The sequence below is a fragment of the Bacillus sp. FDAARGOS_1420 genome, from assembly GCF_019344915.1.
Lineage (GTDB): Bacteria > Bacillota > Bacilli > Bacillales > Bacillaceae_G > Bacillus_A > Bacillus_A mycoides.
This window is the reverse complement of record NZ_JAHWJB010000001.1, coordinates 870,001-893,506: the sequence shown is the minus strand read 5'-3', so window position 1 is coordinate 893,506 and position 23,506 is coordinate 870,001. Positions and strand designations below refer to the sequence as shown.

Genomic DNA, 23,506 nt, shown 5'->3' with positions numbered 1-23,506 from the left:
CACTTTGATCATCAGTAGAAAGTGAGGCAGCATTAGAATGAAAGCAACTGGAATCGTACGTCGAATTGATGATTTAGGCAGGGTAGTAATTCCGAAGGAAATTCGTAGAACTTTACGTATTCGTGAGGGAGATCCACTAGAAATATTTGTTGATCGCGATGGAGAAGTGATTTTGAAAAAATATTCTCCAATTAGTGAACTAGGTAATTTTGCAAAGGAATATACGGAAGCTTTATACGATAGCTTAGGACATAATGTGCTTGTATGCGATCGTGATTCTATTATCGCAGTAGCAGGCGCATCTAAAAAAGAATACTTAAATAAAAGTGTTGGCGATTTAATTGAGAAGACAATGGAAGAGCGTAAGTCTGTAATTATGACAGATGAAAGCGAAATTTCAATTATTGATGGAGTAACAGAAAAAGTGAGCTCTTATACAATTGGCTCGATTATTGCAAATGGAGATCCAATCGGAGCTGTCGTTATCTTCTCTAAAGAGGCTATTATAAGTGAAGTAGAGCATAAATCAGTAAATACAGCTGCAAGCTTTTTAGCGAAACAAATGGAGCAGTAGCGAAGTGTAATTTCTATAAGTAGCAATCTTTCCTAATTATGATATTTCTATTTGAGAAATTAACTATTTGGAGATATAAGTATATTGAACGAAGGTAGCGCTTTGCTACCTTTTTTCATTGAATATTTTTGCTGTTGAAAGAAGTCAGTGAATGTAAGGAATATGAAGGAGAGCCAGTTTTTCTTTGTGATATAATACGAGGGGTGAGAATAGAAAAAGGAGTTTTCTTGTATGGAAGCGAAGAAGTACCAAGCCTTTTGGCGTGGGGCTATTATATTAACAATCGCAAGTTTTGTTACGAAGGTATTAAGCGCTTTTTACCGTATTCCATATCAAAATATAGCGGGTGATGTTGGTTTTTATATTTACCAACAAATTTATCCGTTTTATGGATTTTGTTTGATTTTAGCTACTTATGGGTTTCCCATTATTATTTCAAAAATGGTCGCAGAAAGATTAGAACGAGGAAAGCAAAAAGAAGCAGAAGAAATTATTTGTGTATCTTTTTGGTTTTTATTAGGAATTGGCTTTATAGGATTTTTCACATTATTCTTTGGGGCCAAAACAATTGCATCGGCTATGGGCGATATACATTTAGATAAATTATTACGTGTTATTTCGTTTTCATTCCTACTAATGCCATTTTTATCTGTAGCGAGAGGATATTTTCAAGGTTTCAATAATATGATGCCGACGGCTGTTTCGCAAGTAATTGAACAAACGATTCGTGTTTCTATTATTGTATTTTTATCACTATTCCTTATTGCTCATGGATTTGATTTATATACAGTTGGTGCGGGTGCCATGCTAGGTTCAATTGCAGGCGGGCTTATTGGGATTATCGTACTTTTACTTTATATGCGTCATGATTTCCATGCTATTTTCTTCAAAGGATGGAAGGGAATTAGAAATAAAAAAGGGATTGTTCGAATCCTTTTTTGGCAGGGATTAGCGATTTGTGTTAGTAATTTAGTCCTTATTTTTATACAAATGGCGGATTCTATTTCCTTGTATACTTTGCTTATTCGTGCGGGAGAGCAAGTTGAAAATGCAAAGGTACTAAAAGGTGTTTATGATAGAAGTATCCCGCTTATGCAATTAGGTACTGTTGTGACAACTTCTTTCTCATTGTCACTTATTCCTATTATTACAGCGGCGAAAGAAAGAGGAGATCTTTCTTTTATTCAAGAAAAGGTAAAGTTAGCAATGAAAATAACATTCGTTATTGGATTTGCAGCTGCTATTGGATTAACTTGTATTATTCAACCTACAAATATTATGTTGTTTGAAAATAGTGATGGATCAGATGTGTTATCGATTTTATCTTTATCTATTTTATTTAGCTCATTGTCAATTACAACTGCTTCTATTTTGCAAGGGTTGGGACAAACATTAAAACCAGCAATATTCGTTGTATTTGGAGGTTGTTTGAAGCTAGCTTTAAACTATATATTAATGCCTTATTTTGGTGTGAAGGGAGCTGCAATTGCAACTTTAGTTGCGCTTATTGTAATTGCCTTGCTAAATAGTGTGTTGCTTATGCGAGCTGTATCAGATCCGCTTATTGATAAGCGGAATATGTTAGGTGTAGTTATTAGTGGTATCTGTATGGGGTTTGTATTAATAATCTTTATGCGTGTGTTGCGAATGTCTGGATTAGTAATTGATACAGGACATAGAGGAATTGCGACGCTTGAAGCGCTGCTAGGTGTAGCTATCGGCGGATTAGCATATATGTTTTTAATTTTAAAATTACGTGTATTTACAAAAGAAGAATTAGGAACCGTTATGAAACAAGAGAAAAAAGAAGGTTCATTGAAGAAGAGTGGATAGAGGTGACTGGTTGTGAGTGGAATCATTACTGTTTTAGGATTAGGTGCTGGTGAGTTAGATCAGTTAACGATGGGTGTATATCGAAAGATAAAAGAAGCAGACCATATGTTTGTTAGAACGAAGGAACACCCAGTTATAGAAGAATTGGAGAAAGAAGCTATAAAGTATACGGCCTTTGATAATGTATATGAGGCACATGATACATTTGAAATCGTATATGAAACAATCGCGAATACATTGCTAGAACAAGCTAAAGGCGCAGAAATTATTTATGCTGTTCCAGGTCATCCGCTTGTAGCAGAAAGAACAGTTCAGCTACTTTTGGAAAAAGGAGAAGCAGCAAATATTGAAGTGCGAATTGAAGGTGGACAAAGTTTCCTTGATCCGATGTTTGCAAGTCTAAAAATTGATCCGATCGAAGGGTTCCAATTAATTGATGCTACATCATTTGAAAGAGGGCAATTAGAATTACGTCAACATTTAATCTTTTGCCAAGTGTATGATGCATTCGTTGCTTCAGATGTGAAGCTAACGTTAATGGAGATTTTGCCAGATGATTACGAAGTGTATATCGTAACAGCTGCAGGGACTTCATTCGAGCAAGTGAAAAAGGTATCGTTATACATGTTAGATCACGAAACAGAATTAAATAATTTAACGAGTGTGTATGTACCGCCGGTTAAGGAACGTGCGTCCTTATATCAGCAGTTTGATGTGCTTAGAGCAATTATTGCTGATCTTCGTGGACCGAATGGTTGCCCATGGGATAAAAAGCAAACTCATCAATCTTTAAAGAAATACTTAATTGAAGAAGCGTATGAAGTGCTAGAAGCAATTGATGAAGAGGATGATGATCATTTAGTAGAAGAACTAGGTGATATATTATTACAAGTTATGCTTCATGCCCAAATTGGAGAGGATGAAGGTTGGTTCTCTATAGATGACATTATTCGGACTTTAGCTGAGAAAATGGTTCGTCGTCATCCGCATGTGTTTGGGGATACGGATGTAAATAATGCTGATGAAGTGATTGCAAATTGGGAAGAAATTAAAAAACAAGAAAAGGGATTCGTGAAAGAATCTGTTTTAGCGGGTATTCCAAAAAGCTTGCCACAACTAATGCGTGCTTATGAAATTCAGAAGAAAGCTGGAAAGGTTGGATTTGATTGGGTTGATGTGCAGCCGATGATAGAGAAGGCCTTAGAAGAATGGCAAGAATTCCAACAAGAAGTTGTAAACATGGATGAGAAAAAGATGCTAGGTGAATTTGGTGATTTACTATTTGCATTTGTTAATATAGCTCGTCATTATAAATTAGATCCAGAAGAAGCGTTACGTTCAACTAATGAGAAATTTATGGCTCGCTTTTTATACATGGAAGCAAAAGTAGCTGAAATGAATAAGGAAATGCAAGATTTATCATTAGAACAGTTAGATGTTTTATGGGAAGAGGCAAAACAAACAGAGCGTTAATAGGGGGATTTGATATGCGTCTAGATAAATTTTTGAAAGTATCACGTTTAATTAAAAGAAGAACATTAGCAAAAGAAGTGTCTGACCAAGGAAGAATTTCGATTAATGGCCAAGTGGCAAAAGCGAGTTCAGATGTGAAGGTAGAGGATGAATTAACAATTCGTTTCGGGCAAAAAATAGTAACTGTGAAAGTAAATGAATTGAAAGAAACAACTAAAAAAGAAGATGCAGCAAACATGTATAGTCTTGTTCGTGAGGAAAAAGTGAAAGCGGAAGAAGGCTTGTTCTAAAATAGGTTAGCCCTTCATACATTACTATTAGCTAGTATAAAGCTATGGGGGGATTTTCGTGAATAATGGTTACTCACCTATGTCTTCTAATCAACAAAATGTTTCTGTAGAGCATGATATTATCATGCGTGGCAGGCGTGTAATCGATATTACTGGTGTAAAGCAAGTAGAGAGTTTTGATAGCGAAGAGTTTTTACTCGAGACTGTAATGGGTTTTTTAACAATTCGTGGTCAAAATTTGCAAATGAAGAATTTAGATGTAGAAAAGGGTGTTGTATCAATTAAAGGGAAAGTTCATGAAATGTTGTATATTGATGAGAACCAAGGGGAGAAAACTAAAGGCTTCTTTAGTAAGCTGTTTAAATGAGCCTAACAATTCAGTTGTATACAATGCTTTCGATGATTGGAATGGGTGCTTGGATTGGTGCTTCTTTAGATACATACCAACGGTTTTTAAAACGCCAAGAGCGTAAACGTTGGCTTGTATTTATACATGATATACTATTTTGGATTGTCCAAGCATTATTCGTTTTTTATGTATTACTGCGTGTAAATGAAGCCGAACTACGTATATATGTATTTTTGGCGTTACTATGTGGTTTTGCAGCATATCAAAGCTTATTGAAAGTACTATACATGAAGATGTTAAATTTTCTCATCTATATTTTTGTACAAACAACACAATTTTTTGTTCGAATTATACAGCTACTCATGATAAAACCTGTTATTATTATAGCACAGCTATTTATTGCATTTATATTATTCTTATTTCGTATACTGCTTTCAATTGGACATGTGTTATGGAAAATGGTGATTTGGATATTACTTTTCATATGGAAAGTTTTTTTCTCGCCTGTTCGGTTTATTGCTTCGCTCATATGGAAACTTCTCCCTAATCGTGTTAAACTTTTTATAATGAAGCATGTAGGGTTCCTGCAATATGTAGCAAAATTGAAGGGACATATCTTCCAATTATGGGTGCGTATAAAAAAGAAGTTAGGGGGACCTCGGAAATGAGGGAACTGAGACAAAGAACAATCGAAAAACAGAGTCCAAATCCTGTTAAAGAACATATAATACAAACGGATGAGAACAGGAAGCGACTTTATCGCCGTTTAGCGGTTTTTCTTGTCTTTGCTTTTACAATTATTGCTAGTATTAGTGTGACGTTTTATCAACAAAACAGTTCCATTAAAGCAAAAGAAGCAAAAGTTAAGGACATGAAAAAAGAACTGGATTCATTAACGAAAAAAGAAAAGAATCTAAAAGATGAAGTTCAAAAGTTGAATGATGAAGAGTACGTTTTAAAGATTGCTAGAAGGGATTATTTCTTCTCCGGAAAAGGGGAGATAATTTTTCCTGTTTCTAAGTAGAGTATGTCTTATTGACACTACATTTTAGGATTATATATAATAAAGTAAAATTTGACTTTTTAACCACTAAGGAGGAGCATTTTTTTTATGTCAATCGAGGTAGGCAGCAAGTTACAGGGTAAAGTAACAGGTATTACAAATTTTGGGGCTTTTGTGGAGCTGCCAGAAGGCTTAACAGGTCTTGTTCATATTAGTGAAGTTGCTGATAATTATGTGAAAGATATTAACGATCACTTAAAAGTAGGCGACCAAGTAGAAGTAAAAGTTATCAATGTTGAAAAAGATGGCAAAATTGGCCTATCTATTAAGAAAGCGAAAGAACGTGAAAAAACAGAAGGAGATCGTCCGCGTGGTGAATACCAACGTGGTGGTGATCAACAACGTTCTGGACGTCCACAACGTAATAATAATCGTTCTTCCAACAGAGATAACCGCGGTGGCGGTAACGAACGAGCTCCAAAAGAAACATTTGAGCAAAAGATGGCACGCTTTTTAAAAGATAGTGAAGATCGTTTAACTTCTTTAAAGCGTAACACAGAATCTAAACGTGGTGGCCGTGGCGCACGTCGCGGATAATAAGTCCGTTTAATTCTTAACATATAGAGAGGTACCCAGAGTAATTACTCGGGTACTTTTTTATGTGAGAGAATATATTTTTAAAAAAGTTTTTGAGATGTATTGACTTTAAAATATATCTGATGTAATATACTAATTGTCCGTTAAATACGACGACATGGCGGTGTAGCTCAGCTGGCTAGAGCGTACGGTTCATACCCGTGAGGTCGGGGGTTCGATCCCCTCCGCCGCTATATTTAATTTAACGGCCCGTTGGTCAAGTGGTTAAGACACCGCCCTTTCACGGCGGTAACACGGGTTCGAATCCCGTACGGGTCATCTAAAAAGATCATGCAAATTTGCATGATCTTTTTTTGTTAAATATAAATTAAGACGTACAATACTTCTACAAAATCACCCTATATTTTCTGAACATTCTTTTAACTCACTTTAAATAAATTAAATACTATGTATATATGTAGATTTATTTCGAATAAAAAGTCGAACGATTATAAAAGTCAAAACTGTTGTTTTGACAAAAAAACCAATAATCATCTTTTATAATAACAGTAATTAAACTATGCAGGTGGTGTTAAAAATATGCCTAAAGCAGGAAGGAATACTATGAATACAAGTGCATTGGCGATGAATGAAAGTCAGCTTGGAACAATAAAGTGGACGAGTAAGTTGCGAATGAAGTTTGAAAAAGTTTTCTTTAGATGGGGATTCATTATTGCTGTTATTGGTTTTCTTTTGGGACGAGCATATATATTAACAAACATTTTACCGTTTGCATTGCCGTTTTTTGCTGCTGTTTATGTTATGAAGCGAGATAAAATGCCGCTCGCGTTCTTAGCCCTAATGGGGGGAGCACTTTCAGTTTCAATAGATAATTTATTTTTTACTTTTGCATCTATCTTTACCTTCTTTATTTATAATATCTTCTTTAGTCGGTTTACACGTAAAACTGTTGGACTTGTACCATTCCAAGTATTTATCTCCGCATTAACCGCACATTTAGTTGTTGTATATTTTGCACAGCAAACCGTCACCATGTATGATCTGCTCGTCAGTACGATCGAAGCGGGGCTTAGCTTCGTATTAACGATGATATTTTTACAAAGTGTTCCGCTTTTAGTGGAAAGGAAAGGGAAGCAACAAGCGTTAGAAACAGAAGAAATTGTTTGTTTAATTATATTACTAGCATCTGTTTTAACGGGCACAACGGATTGGTTTGTTTATGATGCTTCTATTCAACATATTTTCACTAGATATTTAGTATTAGTATTTGCCTTTATTGCAGGGGCAGCTACAGGGTCCACGGTAGGAGTTGTCACTGGGTTAATATTAAGTTTAGCAAATGTGGCGAGCTTGTCTCAACTTAGTCTCCTTGCCTTTTCAGGGTTGCTTGGGGGATTGTTAAAAGAAGGGAAGCGTATAGGAGTTAGTTTAGGTTTATTAATTGGTACAAGCTTAATTACATTATATGTAGACAAGCAAACAAGTATTGTAACAACTTTAATTGAATCTGGTGTAGCAATTGTTTTTTTCTTATTAACACCGAAGCTTATTATGGATCGTATTGCTAAATTTATGCCGGGTACACAGGAACATTCACAGGATCAACAACAATATTTAAGAAGAGTGCGCGATGTTACAGCAAACAAAATCAATCAATTTGCTAATGTATTTGCTGCTTTGTCTAATAGCTTTTCTGTATACGGGTATGTGGAGGAAGAAGATAAAGAAACAGAAGCTGATTTATTTTTAAGTACAATTACTGCAAAAACATGTCAAACATGCTTTAAGAAGGATCAATGTTGGGTAGTTAATTTTGATAAAACATACGATTATATGAAACAAATAATGAGTGAAACAGAAGAAGGAACGCTGCAGCATAATCGGAAGTTAGTTCGTGAATGGGACAAGCATTGTGTGAGAGGGAAGAAAGTAACGGATTTAGTAGCGGGTGAATTAGATCACTTCTATGAGGGGCAGAAATTAAGAAAACAAATGAAGGAAAATCGTAGAATTGTAGCGGAGCAATTACTAGGTGTATCAAAAGTGATGGAGGATTTCGCTAAGGAGATACAACGAGAAAGAGAGAACCATCAAGCGCAGGAGGAGCAAATTTTACAAGCGTTTCGTGATTTTGGTGTCGAAGTGGAGCATGTTGATATTTATTGTTTAGATAGAGGAAGTATTGATATTGAAATGTTGATTCCGGCTGCATCTAATGAACATGGGGAATGTGAGAAGTTGGTTGCTCCAATGCTTTCAGATATTTTAAAAGAGAATATCGTCGTTAAGCATGAAGAGAAATCCTCATATCCAAATGGGCACAGTTTAATATCATTTGGTTCAGCGAAGACGTATTCTCTTGATACAGGATTGGCCACAGCTGCAAAAGGTGGTGGGTTTATTTCAGGTGATTCCTACGCGATGATGGATTTGAGCGTTGGTAAATATGCACTTGCGATTAGTGATGGTATGGGAAATGGACAAAGGGCTCATATGGAGAGCAGGGAAACGGTAAAATTATTACAAAAGATACTTCAATCAGGTATTGATGAAGAAATAGCGATTAAGTCCATCAATTCGATTCTTTCTTTAAGGACGACAGAGGAGATGTATACAACGCTTGACTTGGCTATGGTAGATTTAAGGGATGCGAGTGCGAAGTTTTTAAAGATTGGATCGACGCCGAGCTTTGTTAAACGCGGAAATAATATTTTGAAAATTGAGGCAAGTAATTTGCCGATGGGAATCATTGAAGATGTTGAAGTTGATGTGGTTGGTGAGCAATTAAAAACGGGTGATCTTCTTATCATGATGAGTGACGGCATCTTTGAGGGAGCGCAACATGTGGAGAATCACGAATTATGGATAAAACGTAAAATTAAAGAACTACAAACAGAGGACCCACAGGAAATCGCTGATATTATTATGGAAGAAGTAATTCGCTCTGGTGATGGTTATATAAATGATGATATGACTATTGTGGTGGCGAAAGTAAAGAAAAATATGCCGAAGTGGGCTACGATTCCAATAGTAGGAATGCAGGCGCAATAAAATAATCAAAAAACCTAGGTAGATGCCTAGGTTTTTTTGATTAAAAAGGTAATGTGATTACTTTGTTAAATATACAGGAGGGATGTAAGATAAAAATATGGATTTTGTACATCTTTTTTTTGCACAATGTTTGTAAAAGTTGTACCATTATATACAAGGTAACTAATGTTGTTGTTCTTGTTTAATGAAAGGTGATTGCGAAGTTGAAAGATGCATTTGTTGAAAAAGTAGATGACTTTGTAAAGCAGCATGATGTATTAAAGAAACATTCAACAATTGTTGTAGGGGTTTCTGGTGGTCCTGACTCTTTGGCTCTTTTATATTATTTGTTAGAAAAAAGGGCAGAAAAACAGCTAGAAATTGTAGTAGCACATGTGGACCATATGCTTAGAGGTAATGAATCTTATGAGGATTTACAGTTTGTACAGGGTCTTTGCAAAGAGCTAGGAGTTATTTGTGAAACGCTAAGGATTAATGTGTCGCAATATCAACAGCAATATGGAATGAATGCACAAGTTGCAGCTAGAGAATGCAGATATGCATTTTTGGAAAGAATAATGAAGAAATATGATGCGAGATATGTAGCTCTTGGTCACCATGGAGATGATCAAGTAGAGACGATTTTAATGCGCCTTGTACGAGGGAGTACTCCGAAAGGATACGCAGGAATTGCATTGAAGCGATCTTTTCATAATGGATATTTAATTAGGCCGTTACTTGGGGTAACTAAGGAAGAAATTGTTGATTACTGTAATAAATTAAAAGTTATTCCGCGTATAGATCCGAGTAATAAAAAAGAAGTATATACAAGGAATCGATTACGTAAATATGTCCTTCCTTATTTGAAAGAAGAAAATCCACAAATGCATGAGAAATTTCAAAAATTTAGCGTGCAGATGCAAGAGGATGAGGCTTATTTGCAGGAATTAGCTTTTGAGAAAATGAATAAAGTAATTACAAAAAAAAGCGATAAACAAATTAGCTTATCAATTCCTGCCTTTGAATCCATGTCTATGCCTTTACAAAGAAGAGGGATTCAACTAATATTAAACTATCTTTATGAATATAAGATTCCATCTTCGCTTTCTTCTATACATATTGACAAGGTGATTGAATTTTTTAAGCGGGCACAACCTTCAGGTTCACTAGATTTTCCAGGTGGTTTGAAAATTGTTCGCACATACGAAGAATGTGGTTTTGGATTTAAACAAGAAATTGTTTCTCCTTTTTCGCAAGATTTATCAGTACCTGGGACAATTATATTGCCGAATGGGGATAAACTTGTAACAGAGGTGAGCGAAGATATACCGAGTAACATGAATGAAACAGTATTTGTTGCTAAGTATAATGATATATCGTATCCACTTCGTATTCGGTCTAGGGAAAATGGAGATCGCATGTCAATGCAAGGTATGGATGGTACAAAAAAGATAAAAGCTGTTTTTATCGAAGCAAAAGTACCAAAAGAAAAAAGAGAAGAATGGCCGATCGTTTGTGACGCAAGTGGAAATATTATTTGGGTACCCTTGTTGAAACGATCTGCGTTTGCTACTTCGAAAGAGCTAGCAAAGAAGGGTAAATACATGATTATTCACTACAAAAGCAAGGAGTCTTCCGGGAGGATAATGAAATGATGAATCAAGATATCGAAAAAGTATTAATTTCTGAAGAACAAATACAAGAAAAGGTACACGAACTAGGTGCAGTTATTGCAGAGGATTACAAAAATACAGTACCTCTTGCGATTGGTGTACTAAAGGGTGCAATGCCATTTATGGCAGATTTATTAAAGAGAACAGATACATATCTTGAAATGGATTTTATGGCTGTATCTAGCTACGGTCACTCTACAGTTTCGACAGGCGAAGTAAAAATCTTAAAAGATCTTGATACTTCGGTAGAAGGTCGCGATATTTTAATCGTTGAAGATATTATTGATAGCGGTCTTACACTAAGCTATTTAGTGGACCTGTTTAAATATCGTAAAGCGAAATCTGTAAAAATTGTTACTTTATTAGATAAGCCAACAGGCCGTAAGGTTGATCTGAAAGCAGATTATGTTGGATTTACTGTTCCTCATGAATTTGTTGTAGGATATGGATTAGATTATAAAGAGCAGTACCGTAATCTTCCTTATGTAGGAGTATTAAAACCAAGTGTTTACTCAAATTAATTAAATATAGGCGTTACAATTGTATAGGAAATTTTTTTTATGTTACGATTTACTATAGTGTTTATGCCGTGAGAGGAGGTTAGGAATGAATCGTATCTTCCGTAATACCATCTTTTATTTACTGATATTCTTAGTAGTAATTGGAATCGTGAGCTATTTTAATGGTTCGACGCAAAAAACGACATCAGTTAGCTACGATAAATTCATTACTCAACTTGAAAAAGGTGAAGTGCGTAATGTGCAGCTTCAACCGAAAAATGGTGTGTTTGAGGTAAAGGGACAATTCAAGACTTCTAGCCAAGGAGAACAATTTGTTACTTATGCACCAAATACTGAGGAATTACAAAAGAAAATTAATGATAAAGCGCAAGGGGCTGAAGTTAAGTATCAACCAGCAGAAGAAACAAGTGCTTGGGTAACGTTCTTTACTTCTATCATTCCGTTTGTCATTATCTTCATTTTATTCTTCTTCTTATTAAACCAAGCTCAGGGCGGCGGTAGCCGTGTTATGAACTTCGGGAAAAGTAAGGCGAAGCTATACAATGATGAAAAGAAAAAAATTCGTTTCAGAGATGTTGCTGGAGCGGATGAAGAGAAACAAGAACTTGTTGAGGTAGTTGAATTCTTGAAAGACCCTCGTAAGTTCGCTGAAGTTGGTGCCCGTATTCCGAAGGGTGTTCTATTAGTGGGACCTCCAGGTACAGGTAAAACTTTACTAGCACGTGCTGTTGCAGGTGAAGCAGGCGTTCCGTTCTTCTCTATTAGTGGTTCTGACTTCGTAGAGATGTTCGTCGGTGTCGGTGCATCCCGTGTACGTGATTTATTTGAAAATGCAAAGAAAAATGCTCCTTGTATCATTTTCATTGATGAAATTGATGCAGTAGGACGTCAACGTGGCGCGGGTCTTGGCGGTGGTCATGATGAGCGTGAACAAACGTTGAACCAATTGCTTGTTGAAATGGATGGATTCGGTGCAAACGAAGGTATTATTATCATCGCTGCGACAAACCGTCCTGATATTCTTGATCCAGCGTTATTACGTCCAGGTCGTTTTGACCGTCAAATTACAGTAGATCGTCCAGATGTAAATGGTCGTGAAGCTGTACTTAAGGTACACGCTCGTAATAAACCGCTTGATGAGAATGTCAACTTAAGAGCAATTGCAACTCGTACACCAGGATTCTCTGGTGCCGATCTTGAAAACTTATTAAACGAAGCTGCTTTAGTAGCTGCGCGTCAAGATAAGAAGAAAATTGATATGAGTGACATCGATGAAGCGACGGATCGTGTTATTGCAGGTCCAGCTAAGAAAAGTCGCGTTATCTCTGAAAAAGAACGTAATATCGTTGCATTCCATGAGGCTGGCCATACTGTAATTGGTGTTGTCCTTGATGAAGCAGATATCGTTCATAAAGTAACAATTGTCCCTCGTGGTCAAGCTGGTGGATATGCGGTAATGCTTCCGAAGGAAGATCGTTACTTCATGACAAAACCAGAGTTACTTGATAAAATCACTGGTTTACTTGGTGGTCGAGTAGCTGAGGAGATTGTATTTGGTGAAGCAAGTACAGGTGCTCACAACGACTTCCAACGTGCGACTGGTATTGCAAGACGTATGGTTACAGAATTCGGAATGAGTGATAAGCTTGGACCGATGCAATTTGGTAGCTCACAAGGTGGTCAGGTATTCTTAGGAAGAGACTTCCATTCAGAACAAAACTACAGTGATGCAATCGCGCATGAAATTGATGTGGAAATGCAAATAATTATTAAAGACTGTTATGCTCGTGCGAAACAAATTCTTACTGAAAAACGAGATAAGCTTGATATTATCGCGAAAACGTTACTTGAAGTAGAAACATTAGATGCAGAGCAAATTAATCATTTATATGATTATGGCAGATTACCTGAGCGACCAACATCTTCAGATGATGTGAAAGTAAACATCAATATGAAGAAAGACGATGAAGATACAGAAGATAAGTAAGAAACGAAGGAGTGACAATAGTCACTCCTTTTTTTGTGGAATGAATTTAAGTGGCAAAAAAAATTGAATGAAACTATTATTAAAAATTGAAATAGAGAGTAATCTTTTTGTACAATGATGAGTATAGAAAAACTGATTATATAAGTATGTGTGATATGATGTTTTTATAAGTTTTATACATACTGCGCAAATATAGATTAAATAAGATAAGTGGTGAGAATATGATTTTTGTATTGGATGTAGGGAACACAAATGCGGTACTAGGTGTGTTTGAAGAGGGGGAACTTCGTCAGCATTGGCGCATGGAAACAGATCGTCATAAAACAGAAGATGAGTATGGGATGCTTGTAAAGCAGTTACTTGAGCATGAAGGTCTTTCTTTTGAAGATGTGAAAGGTATTATTGTGTCTTCAGTCGTACCGCCAATTATGTTCGCTTTAGAGCGTATGTGTGAAAAGTATTTTAAAATTAAACCGCTTGTAGTGGGGCCTGGGATAAAAACTGGCTTGAATATTAAATATGAAAATCCACGTGAAGTAGGCGCGGACCGAATTGTAAATGCAGTAGCAGGAATCCACTTATATGGAAGTCCGCTTATTATTGTTGATTTTGGTACGGCTACTACATATTGTTATATTAACGAAGAGAAGCATTATATGGGTGGCGTTATTACGCCAGGAATTATGATTTCGGCAGAGGCTTTATATAGCAGGGCAGCAAAGCTTCCTCGTATTGAAATTACAAAACCGGGCAGTGTTATCGGGAAGAATACAGTAAGTGCAATGCAATCAGGTATTCTTTATGGATACGTTGGACAAGTGGAAGGTATTGTTAAGCGTATGAAGGAAGAAGCTAAGCAAGAACCGAAAGTTATTGCAACAGGTGGATTGGCAAAATTAATTTCAGAAGAATCAAATGTAATTGATATTGTAGATCCGTTTTTAACGTTAAAAGGTTTGTATATGTTATATGAGCGTAATGCAAATTTACAACATGAGAAGGGTGAATAAATAAGTATGAAAGATTATTTAGTAAAAGCGTTAGCGTTTAATGGAGAGGTTCGTGCTTATAGTGTACGTACAACAAATACAGTAAGTGAGGCGCAAAAGCGTCATGATACATGGAGAACAGCTTCAGCGGCACTTGGTCGTTCTTTAACTGCGGGTACAATGATGGGTGCTATGTTAAAAGGCGAGCAGAAGTTAACGATTAAAGTAGAGGGTAACGGCCCGATTGGTCCTATCTTAGTCGATGCTCATGCAAATGGGGATGTACGTGGTTATGTAACGAATCCACATGTTGATTTTGAAGGAACGGAACAAGGAAAATTACGTGTATATCAAGCGGTAGGTACAGAAGGATTTGTAACGGTAATTAAAGATATCGGTATGCGTGAACCGTTTATTGGTCAATCTCCAATTGTTTCAGGAGAACTAGGGGAAGATTTCACATATTATTTCGCGGTTTCTGAGCAGACACCTTCTTCTGTAGGTGTTGGTGTTCTTGTAAATGGAGATGATAGCGTATTAGCGGCGGGTGGATTCATTCTTCAAATTATGCCAGGTGCGCAGGAAGAGACAATTTCATTTATTGAAGAGCGTCTTCAACAAATCCCGCCAGTATCACAATTAATCGAACAAGGTCTTTCTCCAGAAGAATTACTGTATGAAGTGCTTGGAGAAGATAAAGTGAAAGTGCTAGAAACAATGGATGTTCAATTTAATTGTACATGTTCACGTGAGCGTATTGAAAGTGTGCTAATTAGTTTAGGGAAAGCGGAGCTAGAACAAATTCGTGCAGAAGAAGAAGAGACGGAAGTTCACTGTCACTTCTGTAATGAACGACATAAATTCGCTAAAGAAGATATTACAAGTCTAATTGAGAACCTGTAATAAAGAAGATTAGGCGGAGAATCAGCCACCCGAATAGATTGACAAACAGGGAATTTTCTGACAAAATCTAAATATAGATAAAACCAATAAAAATACTCGGTGTTAGGAGTGACAGGAATGCGAGTGGCACAATCAGTTTCAGAATTAATCGGGAAAACGCCGATCGTTAAGTTGAACCGCATCGTAGAATCAGACAGCGCAGATGTATACTTAAAATTAGAATTTATGAATCCGGGGAGCAGTGTTAAAGATCGTATCGCGTTAGCTATGATTGAAGATGCTGAAAATAAAGGATTATTAAAAGAGGGCGATACAATCATTGAGCCGACAAGTGGTAACACAGGTATTGGCTTAGCGATGGTAGCAGCTGCTAAAGGATATAAGGCAATTTTAGTAATGCCAGAAACAATGAGTATTGAGCGTCGTAATTTATTACGCGCTTACGGTGCTGAATTAGTATTGACTCCAGGACCTGAAGGAATGGGCGGAGCAATTCGAAAGGCAACTGAATTAGCAGAAGAACATGGGTACTTTATACCACAACAGTTCCAAAATCAAGCGAATCCAGAAATCCATCGTATAACAACAGGTCCAGAAATTGTTGAACAGATGGGGGATCAATTAGATGCGTTTATTGCAGGTATTGGTACAGGTGGAACAATTACAGGTGCCGGTGAAGTACTGAAAGAAGCTTATAAAGATATCAAAATTTACGCGGTAGAACCTGCGGATTCACCAGTATTATCTGGTGGAAAGCCAGGGCCACATAAGATCCAAGGAATTGGAGCGGGGTTTGTTCCGGAGACATTGGATGTAAAGGTATATGATGAAATTATCCAAGTGAAAACAGAACAAGTGTTCGAATATGCGAGAAGAGTGGCTAAAGAAGAAGGTATTTTAGTGGGTATCTCTTCAGGAGCGGTCGTTTACGCAGCGACAGAAGTTGCGAAGAAATTAGGTAAAGGGAAAAAGGTACTTGTTATTATCCCAAGTAACGGTGAACGTTATTTAAGTACACCGCTTTATCAATTTGAGTCATAATTGAATGTGATTTGAAAAAGCATCCTTAAAAAAGGATGCTTTTTCTTTTTGATTGGAAAAAGGAAAAGAGTGAATGACTAGAAAACTTCATGTAAAATAAGAAGTAGTATAATTAATTTATTTTCACTAGCCCTCAAGTATAATCATTCTCTATATAAATAATTTTATGTAGTTTGAGTTGATTGGCTTAAGAGGGTGGGATAACAGAAGACGGGGTGTTGATATGCAACGAAGAAAATCTTTAGCGCTTTCTATTCCATATCAGTTAGATTTCTTTAAGCAATATAAATTTCTTTCTCAGGATAAGCCGCAACATATTTTGTTAGAAAGTGGACGTGGTGGTCGTTATAACATTGTTGGGCTGGATCCAGTAGCGGTAATTCAGGGTAAGAATGAGACGTTACATATAAGTGAAAGTGGTAAGGAAACAATAGAGCGAGGGAATCCATTAGATTTAATGCAAGCGTATATGGAGAAATGGAAAACGGATTATAATCCGGAGTACCCACCTTTTCAGGGTGGGGCAATTGGATACTTTAGTTATGATTGTATCCGTTATATTGAAAAACTTTCTTCTCTTGCGAAGGATGATATTAATATACCTGACATATTCTTTTTGTTATTTGATGACGTGTTTGTGTATGATCAACAGGAGAGAGTATTATGGATTATTACGCATTATGTAGATGAGTGTGAAGAGGCAGAAGAACGATTAAATGAATGGAAGGGTCTTTGGATGAAAGAAGCCCCCGAAGTGACTATGCCGTTTGAATGTCCTGAAAAGAAAAATGAAGCAGTCGCTTTTACGGAAGAGGGCTTTATGAAGGCCGTTGAACGTATTCAAGAATATATTGGAGCGGGTGATGTGTTTCAAGTAAACTTGTCGACAAGACAAGAAAGAACATTACAAACACATCCATTAGAAATATATACAAGTCTTCGTGAAATTAATCCATCTCCATATATGGGTTACTTGGAGTTTGGAGATTTTCAAATTGTTAGTGCTTCGCCTGAATTGCTAATTAAAAAGCAAGGGAAAGAAGTGAGTACAAGACCGATTGCTGGTACGCGCTCTCGAGGAGCAAGTGAGCAAGAGGATGAAGAATTAGCGAAAGAATTAATTGAAAATGAAAAGGAAAGAGCAGAGCATGTAATGCTTGTGGATTTAGAACGAAATGACTTGGGTCGGGTTTGTAAATATGGCACTGTTGAAGTAGATGAATTTATGGTAATTGAAAAATACTCACACGTTATGCATATTGTTTCTAATGTGCGTGGTGAGGTGGAAGCAGATAAAGATGCTTTCGATTTGGTGAAGGCTGTATTTCCTGGTGGGACAATTACTGGCGCCCCGAAAATACGTACGATGGAAATTATTGAAGAATTAGAACCTGTTCGCCGAGGAATTTATACGGGTTCAATTGGTTGGATTGGTTATTCTGGAGATACGGAATTGAATATTGTAATCCGAACACTACTTGCTAAAGATGGACAAGCGCATGTGCAAGCTGGAGCGGGTATTGTAATTGATTCAAATCCAAAAGATGAATATAAAGAGTCGTTAAAAAAAGCAATCGCTTTATGGCGTGCAAAAGAAAGTAGCGAAGAAACGGTTAGGTGAGAGAAATGATATTAATGATTGATAATTATGATTCTTTTACGTTTAATTTAGTGCAATTTCTTGGAGAACTTGGACAAGAGCTTGTTGTTAAGCGTAATGATGAAGTGACTATTTCGGATATTGAGAATATGAAACCAGATTTTTTAATGATTTCGCCAGGTCCATGTAGTCCTAATGAGGCGGGAATCAGTATGGATGTTATTAAATATTTTGCAGGTAAGCTTCCGATTTTTGGGGTCTGTCTTGGACATCAATCAATTGCACAAGTATTTGGAGGGGATGTTGTCAGGGCAGAGCGTTTGATGCATGGAAAAACATCTTTAATGCATCATGATGGGCAGACGATTTTTTCTGATATCCCAAATCCATTTACCGCGACACGTTATCACTCTCTTATCGTTAAAAAAGAGACGTTACCGAATTGTTTAGAGATAACATCTTGGACTGAAGAAGGTGAAATTATGGCGCTTCGTCATAAAACGTTGCCGATTGAAGGGGTACAATTCCATCCGGAATCTATTATGACTTCTCATGGGAAAGAGTTGCTACAGAATTTCATTCGCAAATATAGCCCAAGTGTGACATCGTGTTAATTTACGTAAATGGCGCGTATGTAGAAGCAAGTGAAGCGAAAATTTCTCCTTATGACCACGGTTACCTATATGGGCTTGGGGTTTTTGAGACATTTCGTATTTATAATGGTCATCCCTTTTTATTGGATGATCATTATGAACGCTTAATGGATGCGCTCGATATATTGCAAATCAAATGGACAATGACAAAAGATGAAGTGATGCTTATTTTAAAGAATCTACTTGTTAAGAATGAGTTAAAGCATGCGTATGTGCGCTTAAATGTATCGGCGGGTATAGATGAAATAGGATTACAAACGGAAGTATATGAAGAACCGTCTGTTATTGTTTTTATAAAACCTTTAGCAGCTCCAGGGAATGTAGTGGAAAAAGAAGGAGTTATTTTAAAGCAAGTGAGAAATACACCTGAGGGTGCATTTCGCTTGAAGTCCCATCATTATTTAAATAATATTTTAGGGAAACGCGAAATTGGAAATGTTGTGAATAAGGAAGGTATTTTTCTTACCGAAACAGGTTATGTTGCAGAGGGTATTGTTTCGAATCTCTTTTTTGTTAAAGGAGGTATTTTATATACTCCTTCATTAGAAACAGGGATTTTAAACGGAATCACTCGTGCGTTTATTATAAAGGCTGCTGAAGAGCTAGATATAGAAGTAAAGGAAGGTTTCTTTACAAAAGATGAATTGCTTTCAGCGGATGAAGTGTTCGTAACGAACTCTATTCAAGAGATTGTCCCCCTTTATCGTATAGAGGAGAAAGATTTCCCGGGTAAAGTGGCAGTGGTTACAAAAAGACTTATGGATCTTTATGGAGTGCAGAGAGAGAAATTGTGGAGCAGAAATGAATTGCGAAGAGGAGATGTGTAGTTTGAAGTGGGATTATGATTTGCGCTGCGGCGAATATACATTGAACTTAAATGAAAAGACATTAATTATGGGGATTTTAAATGTAACGCCAGATTCATTTTCTGATGGTGGGAGTTACAACGAAGTAGATGCTGCGGTGCGACATGCGAAAGAAATGAAAAATGAAGGTGCTCATATTATTGATATTGGCGGCGAATCTACCCGCCCGGGTTTTGCTAAAGTTTCGGTAGAAGAAGAAATAAAGCGAGTCGTTCCGATGATTCAGGCGGTTTCGAAAGAAGCGAAATTACCTATTTCTATCGATACGTATAAAGCTGAAGTTGCAAAACAAGCGATTGAAGCTGGTGCTCATATTATTAATGATATTTGGGGAGCGAAGGCGGAACCGAAGATTGCTGAAGTTGCAGCCTATTATGATGTACCTATTATCTTAATGCATAACCGAGATAATATGAACTATCGCAACTTAATGGCTGATATGATTGCTGATTTGTATGAAAGTATTAAAATTGCTAAAGATGCTGGTGTACGAGATGAGAATATTATTTTAGACCCAGGTATCGGTTTTGCGAAAACACCTGAACAAAATTTAGAAGCGATGCGTAATTTAGAACAGTTAAATGTACTGGGTTATCCAGTCCTCTTAGGTACTTCAAGAAAGTCCTTTATTGGTCATGTATTAGATTTGCCAGTGGAGGAGCGTCTTGAAGGAACGGGTGCTACCGTTTGTCTTGGTATTGAAAAGGGCTGTGAATTTATCCGTGTTCATGATGTGAAAGAAATGGCGCGTATGGCTAAGATGATGGATGCGATGATTGGTAAGGGGGTAAAGTAATTGGATAAAATTTATATCCATGATATGGAGTTTTACGGTTATCATGGTGTATTCCCAGAAGAGAATAAATTAGGTCAGAGATTTAAAGTAGATTTAACGGTGGAGTTGGATTTAAAACGCGCAGGAGAAAGTGACGACTTAGAGCATTCTGTCAATTACGGGGAACTTTTTGAGCTGTGTAGAAAAGTTGTTGAAGATAGAACGTATAAGCTTGTAGAGAGTATCGCTGAAAATATCGCTACAGATATATTGAAACAATATGAGAGTATTTCACGGTGTACAATTAAGGTAATTAAACCGGATCCGCCGATACCAGGACATTATCGTGCTGTAGCGGTAGAAATTACGAGAGAGCGTCCATGAATAATATAGCGTACATTGCATTAGGTTCCAATATTGGGGAGCGTTATACTTATTTAACTGAAGCAATTCAGTTTTTAAATAAAAACCAGCATATCCAAGTTGATGATGTTTCGTCTGTATATGAAACCGATCCGGTTGGCTATACTGACCAAAATTGCTTTTTAAATTTAGTTATAAAAATTTCTACCAATTTATCACCGCAAGAATTATTGAAAGTAACACAAAGGGTAGAGAATGACCTAGGAAGAAAAAGGGAAATTAGATGGGGCCCGAGGACCATCGACCTTGACATTTTACTATATAATCAAGAAAATATTGAAGCAGAGAATCTTATTGTTCCGCATCCGCGGATGTTCGAAAGAGCTTTTGTTATCGTTCCGTTGTTAGAAATCAATCAAGATATAAAACAAGACATTTCACGTTCACAAGTAGAAGAAATGAAAAGGCGAGAGGGAGTAACGGTATGGAAGCAGAAAAATGGGGAAGACGCATTCGTGCTTTTCGAAAGCTAAAAGGCTATACACAAGAAGGTTTTGCGAAAGAATTAGGGGTATCTGTATCTGTTTTAGGTGAAGTTGAGAGAGGGAATCGATCGCCTTCCCAAGATTTTGTAGTAGAAGTTGCTAGAGCATTAAAGGTCTCGATAGATGAACTAATGCCGAAGTGACTATGAAGGAAGGAGTAAATCGAGTGTTAAAGATTGCAAATATTGAGATGAAAAATCCGGTTGTATTAGCACCGATGGCGGGAGTGTGTAACTCTGCATTCCGTTTGACAGTAAAAGAATTTGGTGCAGGTTTAGTTTGTGCCGAAATGGTAAGTGATAAGGCAATATTACTTAATAACAAAAGAACATTAGATATGCTATATATCGATGAGAGAGAAAAGCCATTAAGCTTGCAAATTTTTGGTGGAGAGAAAGAAACTCTTGTGGATGCTGCGAAATACGTAGATAAATATACGACAGCAGACATTATTGATATTAATATGGGGTGCCCAGTACCGAAAATCACTAAGTGTGATGCAGGAGCAAAGTGGCTTTTAGACCCGAATAAAATATATGAGATGGTAGCGGCGGTTGTAGATGCTGTTGAAAAGCCAGTTACAGTTAAAATGCGTATTGGTTGGGATGAAGAACATATTTTCGCAATAGAAAATGCTAGAGCTGTTGAGCGTGCTGGTGGACAAGCGATAGCGGTTCATGGGCGTACACGAGTACAAATGTATGAAGGTAAAGCGGATTGGAATATTATTAAACAAGTAAAGCAGGCTGTAAATATTCCGGTTATCGGAAATGGTGATGTCGAAACACCACAAGATGCAAAGCGTATGCTTGATGAAATTGGTGTAGATGGTGTTATGATTGGTCGCGCTGCTCTTGGAGATCCGTGGATGATTTATCGTACGGTAAAGTATTTAGAGACAGGTGAGTTAATGCCGGAACCAACAGTGCGTGAGAAAATTGATGTATGTATGTTGCATCTAGATCGTCTTATCGATTTAAAGAACGAAAATGTTGCCGTAAGAGAGATGAGAAAGCATGCAGCTTGGTATTTAAAAGGTGTTCGTGGTAATGCGGGTGTGCGTAATGGTATCAATACTTGCGACACACGTGAAGACCTTGCGAATGTATTAGGTGCATTTGTAGAAGAAGTAGAAGCGAAACAACAAACAATTTATGTTGGTTAATAAGGGGGCATAGGAGATTGACATTCTTCTATACACTTCCTATAATTACGTGAAAGAAAGAAGAACTGCCAGTTAGTTGCTGGCAGTTTTTCTAGTTGAGTAGAAAATGCTATACTGTATATATTGTAAAAATTAATAGAGCTGGAGTGATATTAATATCATGGATAACATGAACCACGAAGAATTAAACGACCAATTGCTTGTTCGTCGTGAAAAGCTACATAATTTGCGTGAGCAAGGAATCGATCCGTTCGGTAAACGATTTGAACGCACAAATTCAACAACTGACTTAGTAAGTCTATATGGAGAATTCTCTAAAGAAGAATTAGAAGAGAAAGAAATCACTGTTTCTATCGCTGGTCGTATTATGACAAAACGCGGTAAAGGAAAAGCAGGATTTGCGCATATTCAAGATTTACAGGGGCAAGTTCAAATTTATGTTCGTAAAGATACTGTTGGAGATGAAGAGTACGAGTTATTTACGACAGCAGATTTAGGTGACTTAGTAGGTATTGAAGGTAAAGTGTTCAAAACAAACGTTGGAGAACTTTCAGTAAAAGCAATAGGATTTACACTTTTAACGAAATCCCTTCGTCCATTACCGGATAAATACCATGGATTAAAAGATGTTGAACAACGCTATCGTCAACGTTACTTGGACTTAATTACAAGTATGGAAAGCCGTGAAACGTTCGTTACCCGTAGTAAAATCATTCGTGAAATGAGAAGATATTTAGATGACAACGGTTATCTTGAAGTAGAAACGCCTATGATGCACGCGATTGCAGGTGGAGCGTCTGCTCGTCCTTTCACTACACACCATAATGCGTTAGATATGGAATTATATATGCGTATCGCAATTGAACTTCATTTAAAACGTCTTATTGTGGGTGGATTAGAAAAGGTTTATGAGATCGGCCGTGTATTCCGTAATGAGGGTGTATCAACTCGTCATAACCCTGAGTTTACGATGATTGAATTATATGAAGCGTACGCTGATTATAATGATATTATGAAACTGACAGAAAATATGGTTGCTCATATCGCGAAAAAAGTATTGGGTACAACAACAATCCAATATGGTGATTATGAAATTAATTTAGAGCCAGAATGGACACGTCTTCATATGGTAGATGCAATTAAGCAACACTCTGGAGCAGATTTCTGGAATCCAATGAGTGTAGAAGAAGCGCGTGAACTTGCAAAAGAACATAATGTGGAAATTAAGAATACAATGGAAGTTGGTCATATTATTAATGAGTTCTTCGAACAAAAA

The 23,506-nt window shown here is 36.9% G+C and carries 24 protein-coding genes and 2 tRNA genes (1 of these 26 cut by a window edge); all 26 read left to right on the top strand.

Annotated features, from left to right (window positions below; genetic code table 11):
• The first annotated feature begins 37 nt into the window (after positions 1-37).
• The gene (gene spoVT / locus I6L50_RS04760; protein WP_002009670.1) at positions 38-574 is read left to right on the top strand and encodes a stage V sporulation protein T; all 537 of its coding nucleotides are present in this window, start codon (positions 38-40) and stop codon (positions 572-574) included.
• Between the two features lie 231 nt (positions 575-805).
• Positions 806-2,407 (top strand): putative polysaccharide biosynthesis protein, encoded by a 1,602-nt coding sequence (locus tag I6L50_RS04755; RefSeq protein ID WP_219300693.1) that lies wholly within the window; start codon positions 806-808, stop codon positions 2,405-2,407.
• Between the two features lie 12 nt (positions 2,408-2,419).
• Entirely contained in the window at positions 2,420-3,880 is a 1,461-nt protein-coding gene (yabN, locus tag I6L50_RS04750) for a bifunctional methyltransferase/pyrophosphohydrolase YabN (protein WP_219300691.1), read from the top strand.
• Between the two features lie 14 nt (positions 3,881-3,894).
• A complete protein-coding gene (locus I6L50_RS04745; RefSeq protein ID WP_002009677.1) occupies positions 3,895-4,170 on the top strand; it encodes an RNA-binding S4 domain-containing protein in 276 nt (91 codons plus the stop codon).
• A gap of 58 nt (positions 4,171-4,228) precedes the next feature.
• A complete protein-coding gene (gene yabP, locus I6L50_RS04740; RefSeq protein WP_001059101.1) occupies positions 4,229-4,537 on the top strand; it encodes a sporulation protein YabP in 309 nt (102 codons plus the stop codon).
• Positions 4,534-5,187 carry a spore cortex biosynthesis protein YabQ gene (gene yabQ / locus I6L50_RS04735; RefSeq protein WP_113938522.1) on the top strand — a complete coding sequence of 218 codons (654 nt, stop codon included), beginning with the start codon at positions 4,534-4,536 and terminating at the stop codon, positions 5,185-5,187. The genes yabP and yabQ overlap by 4 nt, the downstream gene beginning before the upstream one ends.
• Entirely contained in the window at positions 5,184-5,543 is a 360-nt protein-coding gene (divIC, locus tag I6L50_RS04730) for a cell division protein DivIC (RefSeq protein ID WP_002124547.1), read from the top strand. Before yabQ ends, divIC begins: the two co-directional genes overlap by 4 nt.
• 87 nt (positions 5,544-5,630) lie before the next feature.
• Positions 5,631-6,119: a S1 domain-containing RNA-binding protein gene (locus I6L50_RS04725; RefSeq protein WP_002063394.1), complete on the top strand. Its 489-nt coding sequence runs from the start codon at positions 5,631-5,633 to the stop codon at positions 6,117-6,119.
• A gap of 159 nt (positions 6,120-6,278) precedes the next feature.
• Positions 6,279-6,352, top strand: a tRNA-Met gene (locus tag I6L50_RS04720).
• Between the two features lie 13 nt (positions 6,353-6,365).
• Positions 6,366-6,437 (top strand) — tRNA-Glu (locus I6L50_RS04715).
• A 261-nt stretch (positions 6,438-6,698) separates the two neighbouring features.
• Positions 6,699-9,170, top strand: coding sequence for a stage II sporulation protein E (spoIIE, locus tag I6L50_RS04710; protein ID WP_113710291.1), 2,472 nt, complete (start codon positions 6,699-6,701; stop codon positions 9,168-9,170).
• Between the two features lie 203 nt (positions 9,171-9,373).
• Positions 9,374-10,804: a tRNA lysidine(34) synthetase TilS gene (tilS, locus tag I6L50_RS04705; protein ID WP_219300689.1), complete on the top strand. Its 1,431-nt coding sequence runs from the start codon at positions 9,374-9,376 to the stop codon at positions 10,802-10,804.
• The gene (gene hpt, locus I6L50_RS04700) at positions 10,801-11,343 is read left to right on the top strand and encodes a hypoxanthine phosphoribosyltransferase (protein ID WP_002124550.1); all 543 of its coding nucleotides are present in this window, start codon (positions 10,801-10,803) and stop codon (positions 11,341-11,343) included. The genes tilS and hpt overlap by 4 nt, the downstream gene beginning before the upstream one ends.
• 85 nt (positions 11,344-11,428) lie before the next feature.
• Positions 11,429-13,330: an ATP-dependent zinc metalloprotease FtsH gene (gene ftsH, locus I6L50_RS04695; RefSeq protein ID WP_002091565.1), complete on the top strand. Its 1,902-nt coding sequence runs from the start codon at positions 11,429-11,431 to the stop codon at positions 13,328-13,330.
• 221 nt (positions 13,331-13,551) lie between these two features.
• Positions 13,552-14,340 carry a type III pantothenate kinase gene (locus I6L50_RS04690; RefSeq protein ID WP_002009692.1) on the top strand — a complete coding sequence of 263 codons (789 nt, stop codon included), beginning with the start codon at positions 13,552-13,554 and terminating at the stop codon, positions 14,338-14,340.
• Positions 14,341-14,346: 6 nt separating this feature from the next.
• Entirely contained in the window at positions 14,347-15,222 is an 876-nt protein-coding gene (gene hslO / locus I6L50_RS04685) for a redox-regulated molecular chaperone HslO (RefSeq protein ID WP_002091564.1), read from the top strand.
• Between the two features lie 117 nt (positions 15,223-15,339).
• Positions 15,340-16,263 (top strand): cysteine synthase A, encoded by a 924-nt coding sequence (gene cysK, locus I6L50_RS04680; RefSeq protein ID WP_219300687.1) that lies wholly within the window; start codon positions 15,340-15,342, stop codon positions 16,261-16,263.
• Between the two features lie 223 nt (positions 16,264-16,486).
• Positions 16,487-17,884, top strand: coding sequence for an anthranilate synthase component I (gene trpE, locus I6L50_RS04675; RefSeq protein ID WP_219300685.1), 1,398 nt, complete (start codon positions 16,487-16,489; stop codon positions 17,882-17,884).
• 5 nt (positions 17,885-17,889) lie between these two features.
• A complete protein-coding gene (gene pabA, locus I6L50_RS04670; protein WP_002113273.1) occupies positions 17,890-18,477 on the top strand; it encodes an aminodeoxychorismate/anthranilate synthase component II in 588 nt (195 codons plus the stop codon).
• The gene (gene pabC, locus I6L50_RS04665) at positions 18,471-19,343 is read left to right on the top strand and encodes an aminodeoxychorismate lyase (RefSeq protein ID WP_219300683.1); all 873 of its coding nucleotides are present in this window, start codon (positions 18,471-18,473) and stop codon (positions 19,341-19,343) included. The genes pabA and pabC overlap by 7 nt, the downstream gene beginning before the upstream one ends.
• A complete protein-coding gene (gene folP, locus I6L50_RS04660; RefSeq protein ID WP_113938516.1) occupies positions 19,318-20,178 on the top strand; it encodes a dihydropteroate synthase in 861 nt (286 codons plus the stop codon). Before pabC ends, folP begins: the two co-directional genes overlap by 26 nt.
• Positions 20,179-20,541: a dihydroneopterin aldolase gene (folB, locus tag I6L50_RS04655; protein WP_000358063.1), complete on the top strand. Its 363-nt coding sequence runs from the start codon at positions 20,179-20,181 to the stop codon at positions 20,539-20,541.
• Entirely contained in the window at positions 20,538-21,053 is a 516-nt protein-coding gene (gene folK / locus I6L50_RS04650) for a 2-amino-4-hydroxy-6-hydroxymethyldihydropteridine diphosphokinase (RefSeq protein WP_002138868.1), read from the top strand. Before folB ends, folK begins: the two co-directional genes overlap by 4 nt.
• Positions 21,005-21,208 (top strand): helix-turn-helix domain-containing protein, encoded by a 204-nt coding sequence (locus I6L50_RS04645; protein ID WP_219300681.1) that lies wholly within the window; start codon positions 21,005-21,007, stop codon positions 21,206-21,208. The genes folK and I6L50_RS04645 overlap by 49 nt, the downstream gene beginning before the upstream one ends.
• A 23-nt stretch (positions 21,209-21,231) precedes the next feature.
• On the top strand, positions 21,232-22,230 hold the full coding sequence (gene dusB, locus I6L50_RS04640) for a tRNA dihydrouridine synthase DusB (RefSeq protein WP_219300679.1): 999 nt from the start codon (positions 21,232-21,234) through the stop codon (positions 22,228-22,230).
• 160 nt (positions 22,231-22,390) lie between these two features.
• On the top strand, positions 22,391-23,506 hold the 5' portion of the coding sequence (gene lysS / locus I6L50_RS04635) for a lysine--tRNA ligase (protein WP_002009709.1). The gene runs 384 nt beyond the window's last position; only the first 1,116 of its 1,500 coding nucleotides appear in the window; the start codon lies at positions 22,391-22,393; the stop codon falls past the right edge of the window.

Excerpts from the sequence above, each read along its gene's own strand:
- pabA (WP_002113273.1), top strand. The coding sequence starts at position 17,890 with ATGATATTAATGATTGATAATTATGATTCTTTTACGTTTAATTTAGTG.
- spoVT (WP_002009670.1), top strand. The coding sequence starts at position 38 with ATGAAAGCAACTGGAATCGTACGTCGAATTGATGATTTAGGCAGGGTA.
- I6L50_RS04645 (WP_219300681.1), top strand. The coding sequence starts at position 21,005 with ATGGAAGCAGAAAAATGGGGAAGACGCATTCGTGCTTTTCGAAAGCTA.
- ftsH (WP_002091565.1), top strand. The coding sequence starts at position 11,429 with ATGAATCGTATCTTCCGTAATACCATCTTTTATTTACTGATATTCTTA.
- hpt (WP_002124550.1), top strand. The coding sequence starts at position 10,801 with ATGATGAATCAAGATATCGAAAAAGTATTAATTTCTGAAGAACAAATA.
- I6L50_RS04725 (WP_002063394.1), top strand. The coding sequence starts at position 5,631 with ATGTCAATCGAGGTAGGCAGCAAGTTACAGGGTAAAGTAACAGGTATT.
- folK (WP_002138868.1), top strand. The coding sequence starts at position 20,538 with ATGAATAATATAGCGTACATTGCATTAGGTTCCAATATTGGGGAGCGT.
- I6L50_RS04755 (WP_219300693.1), top strand. The coding sequence starts at position 806 with ATGGAAGCGAAGAAGTACCAAGCCTTTTGGCGTGGGGCTATTATATTA.
- spoIIE (WP_113710291.1), top strand. The coding sequence starts at position 6,699 with ATGCCTAAAGCAGGAAGGAATACTATGAATACAAGTGCATTGGCGATG.
- cysK (WP_219300687.1), top strand. The coding sequence starts at position 15,340 with ATGCGAGTGGCACAATCAGTTTCAGAATTAATCGGGAAAACGCCGATC.
- trpE (WP_219300685.1), top strand. The coding sequence starts at position 16,487 with ATGCAACGAAGAAAATCTTTAGCGCTTTCTATTCCATATCAGTTAGAT.
- divIC (WP_002124547.1), top strand. The coding sequence starts at position 5,184 with ATGAGGGAACTGAGACAAAGAACAATCGAAAAACAGAGTCCAAATCCT.
- folP (WP_113938516.1), top strand. The coding sequence starts at position 19,318 with ATGAATTGCGAAGAGGAGATGTGTAGTTTGAAGTGGGATTATGATTTG.
- I6L50_RS04690 (WP_002009692.1), top strand. The coding sequence starts at position 13,552 with ATGATTTTTGTATTGGATGTAGGGAACACAAATGCGGTACTAGGTGTG.
- I6L50_RS04745 (WP_002009677.1), top strand. The coding sequence starts at position 3,895 with ATGCGTCTAGATAAATTTTTGAAAGTATCACGTTTAATTAAAAGAAGA.
- yabQ (WP_113938522.1), top strand. The coding sequence starts at position 4,534 with ATGAGCCTAACAATTCAGTTGTATACAATGCTTTCGATGATTGGAATG.
- hslO (WP_002091564.1), top strand. The coding sequence starts at position 14,347 with ATGAAAGATTATTTAGTAAAAGCGTTAGCGTTTAATGGAGAGGTTCGT.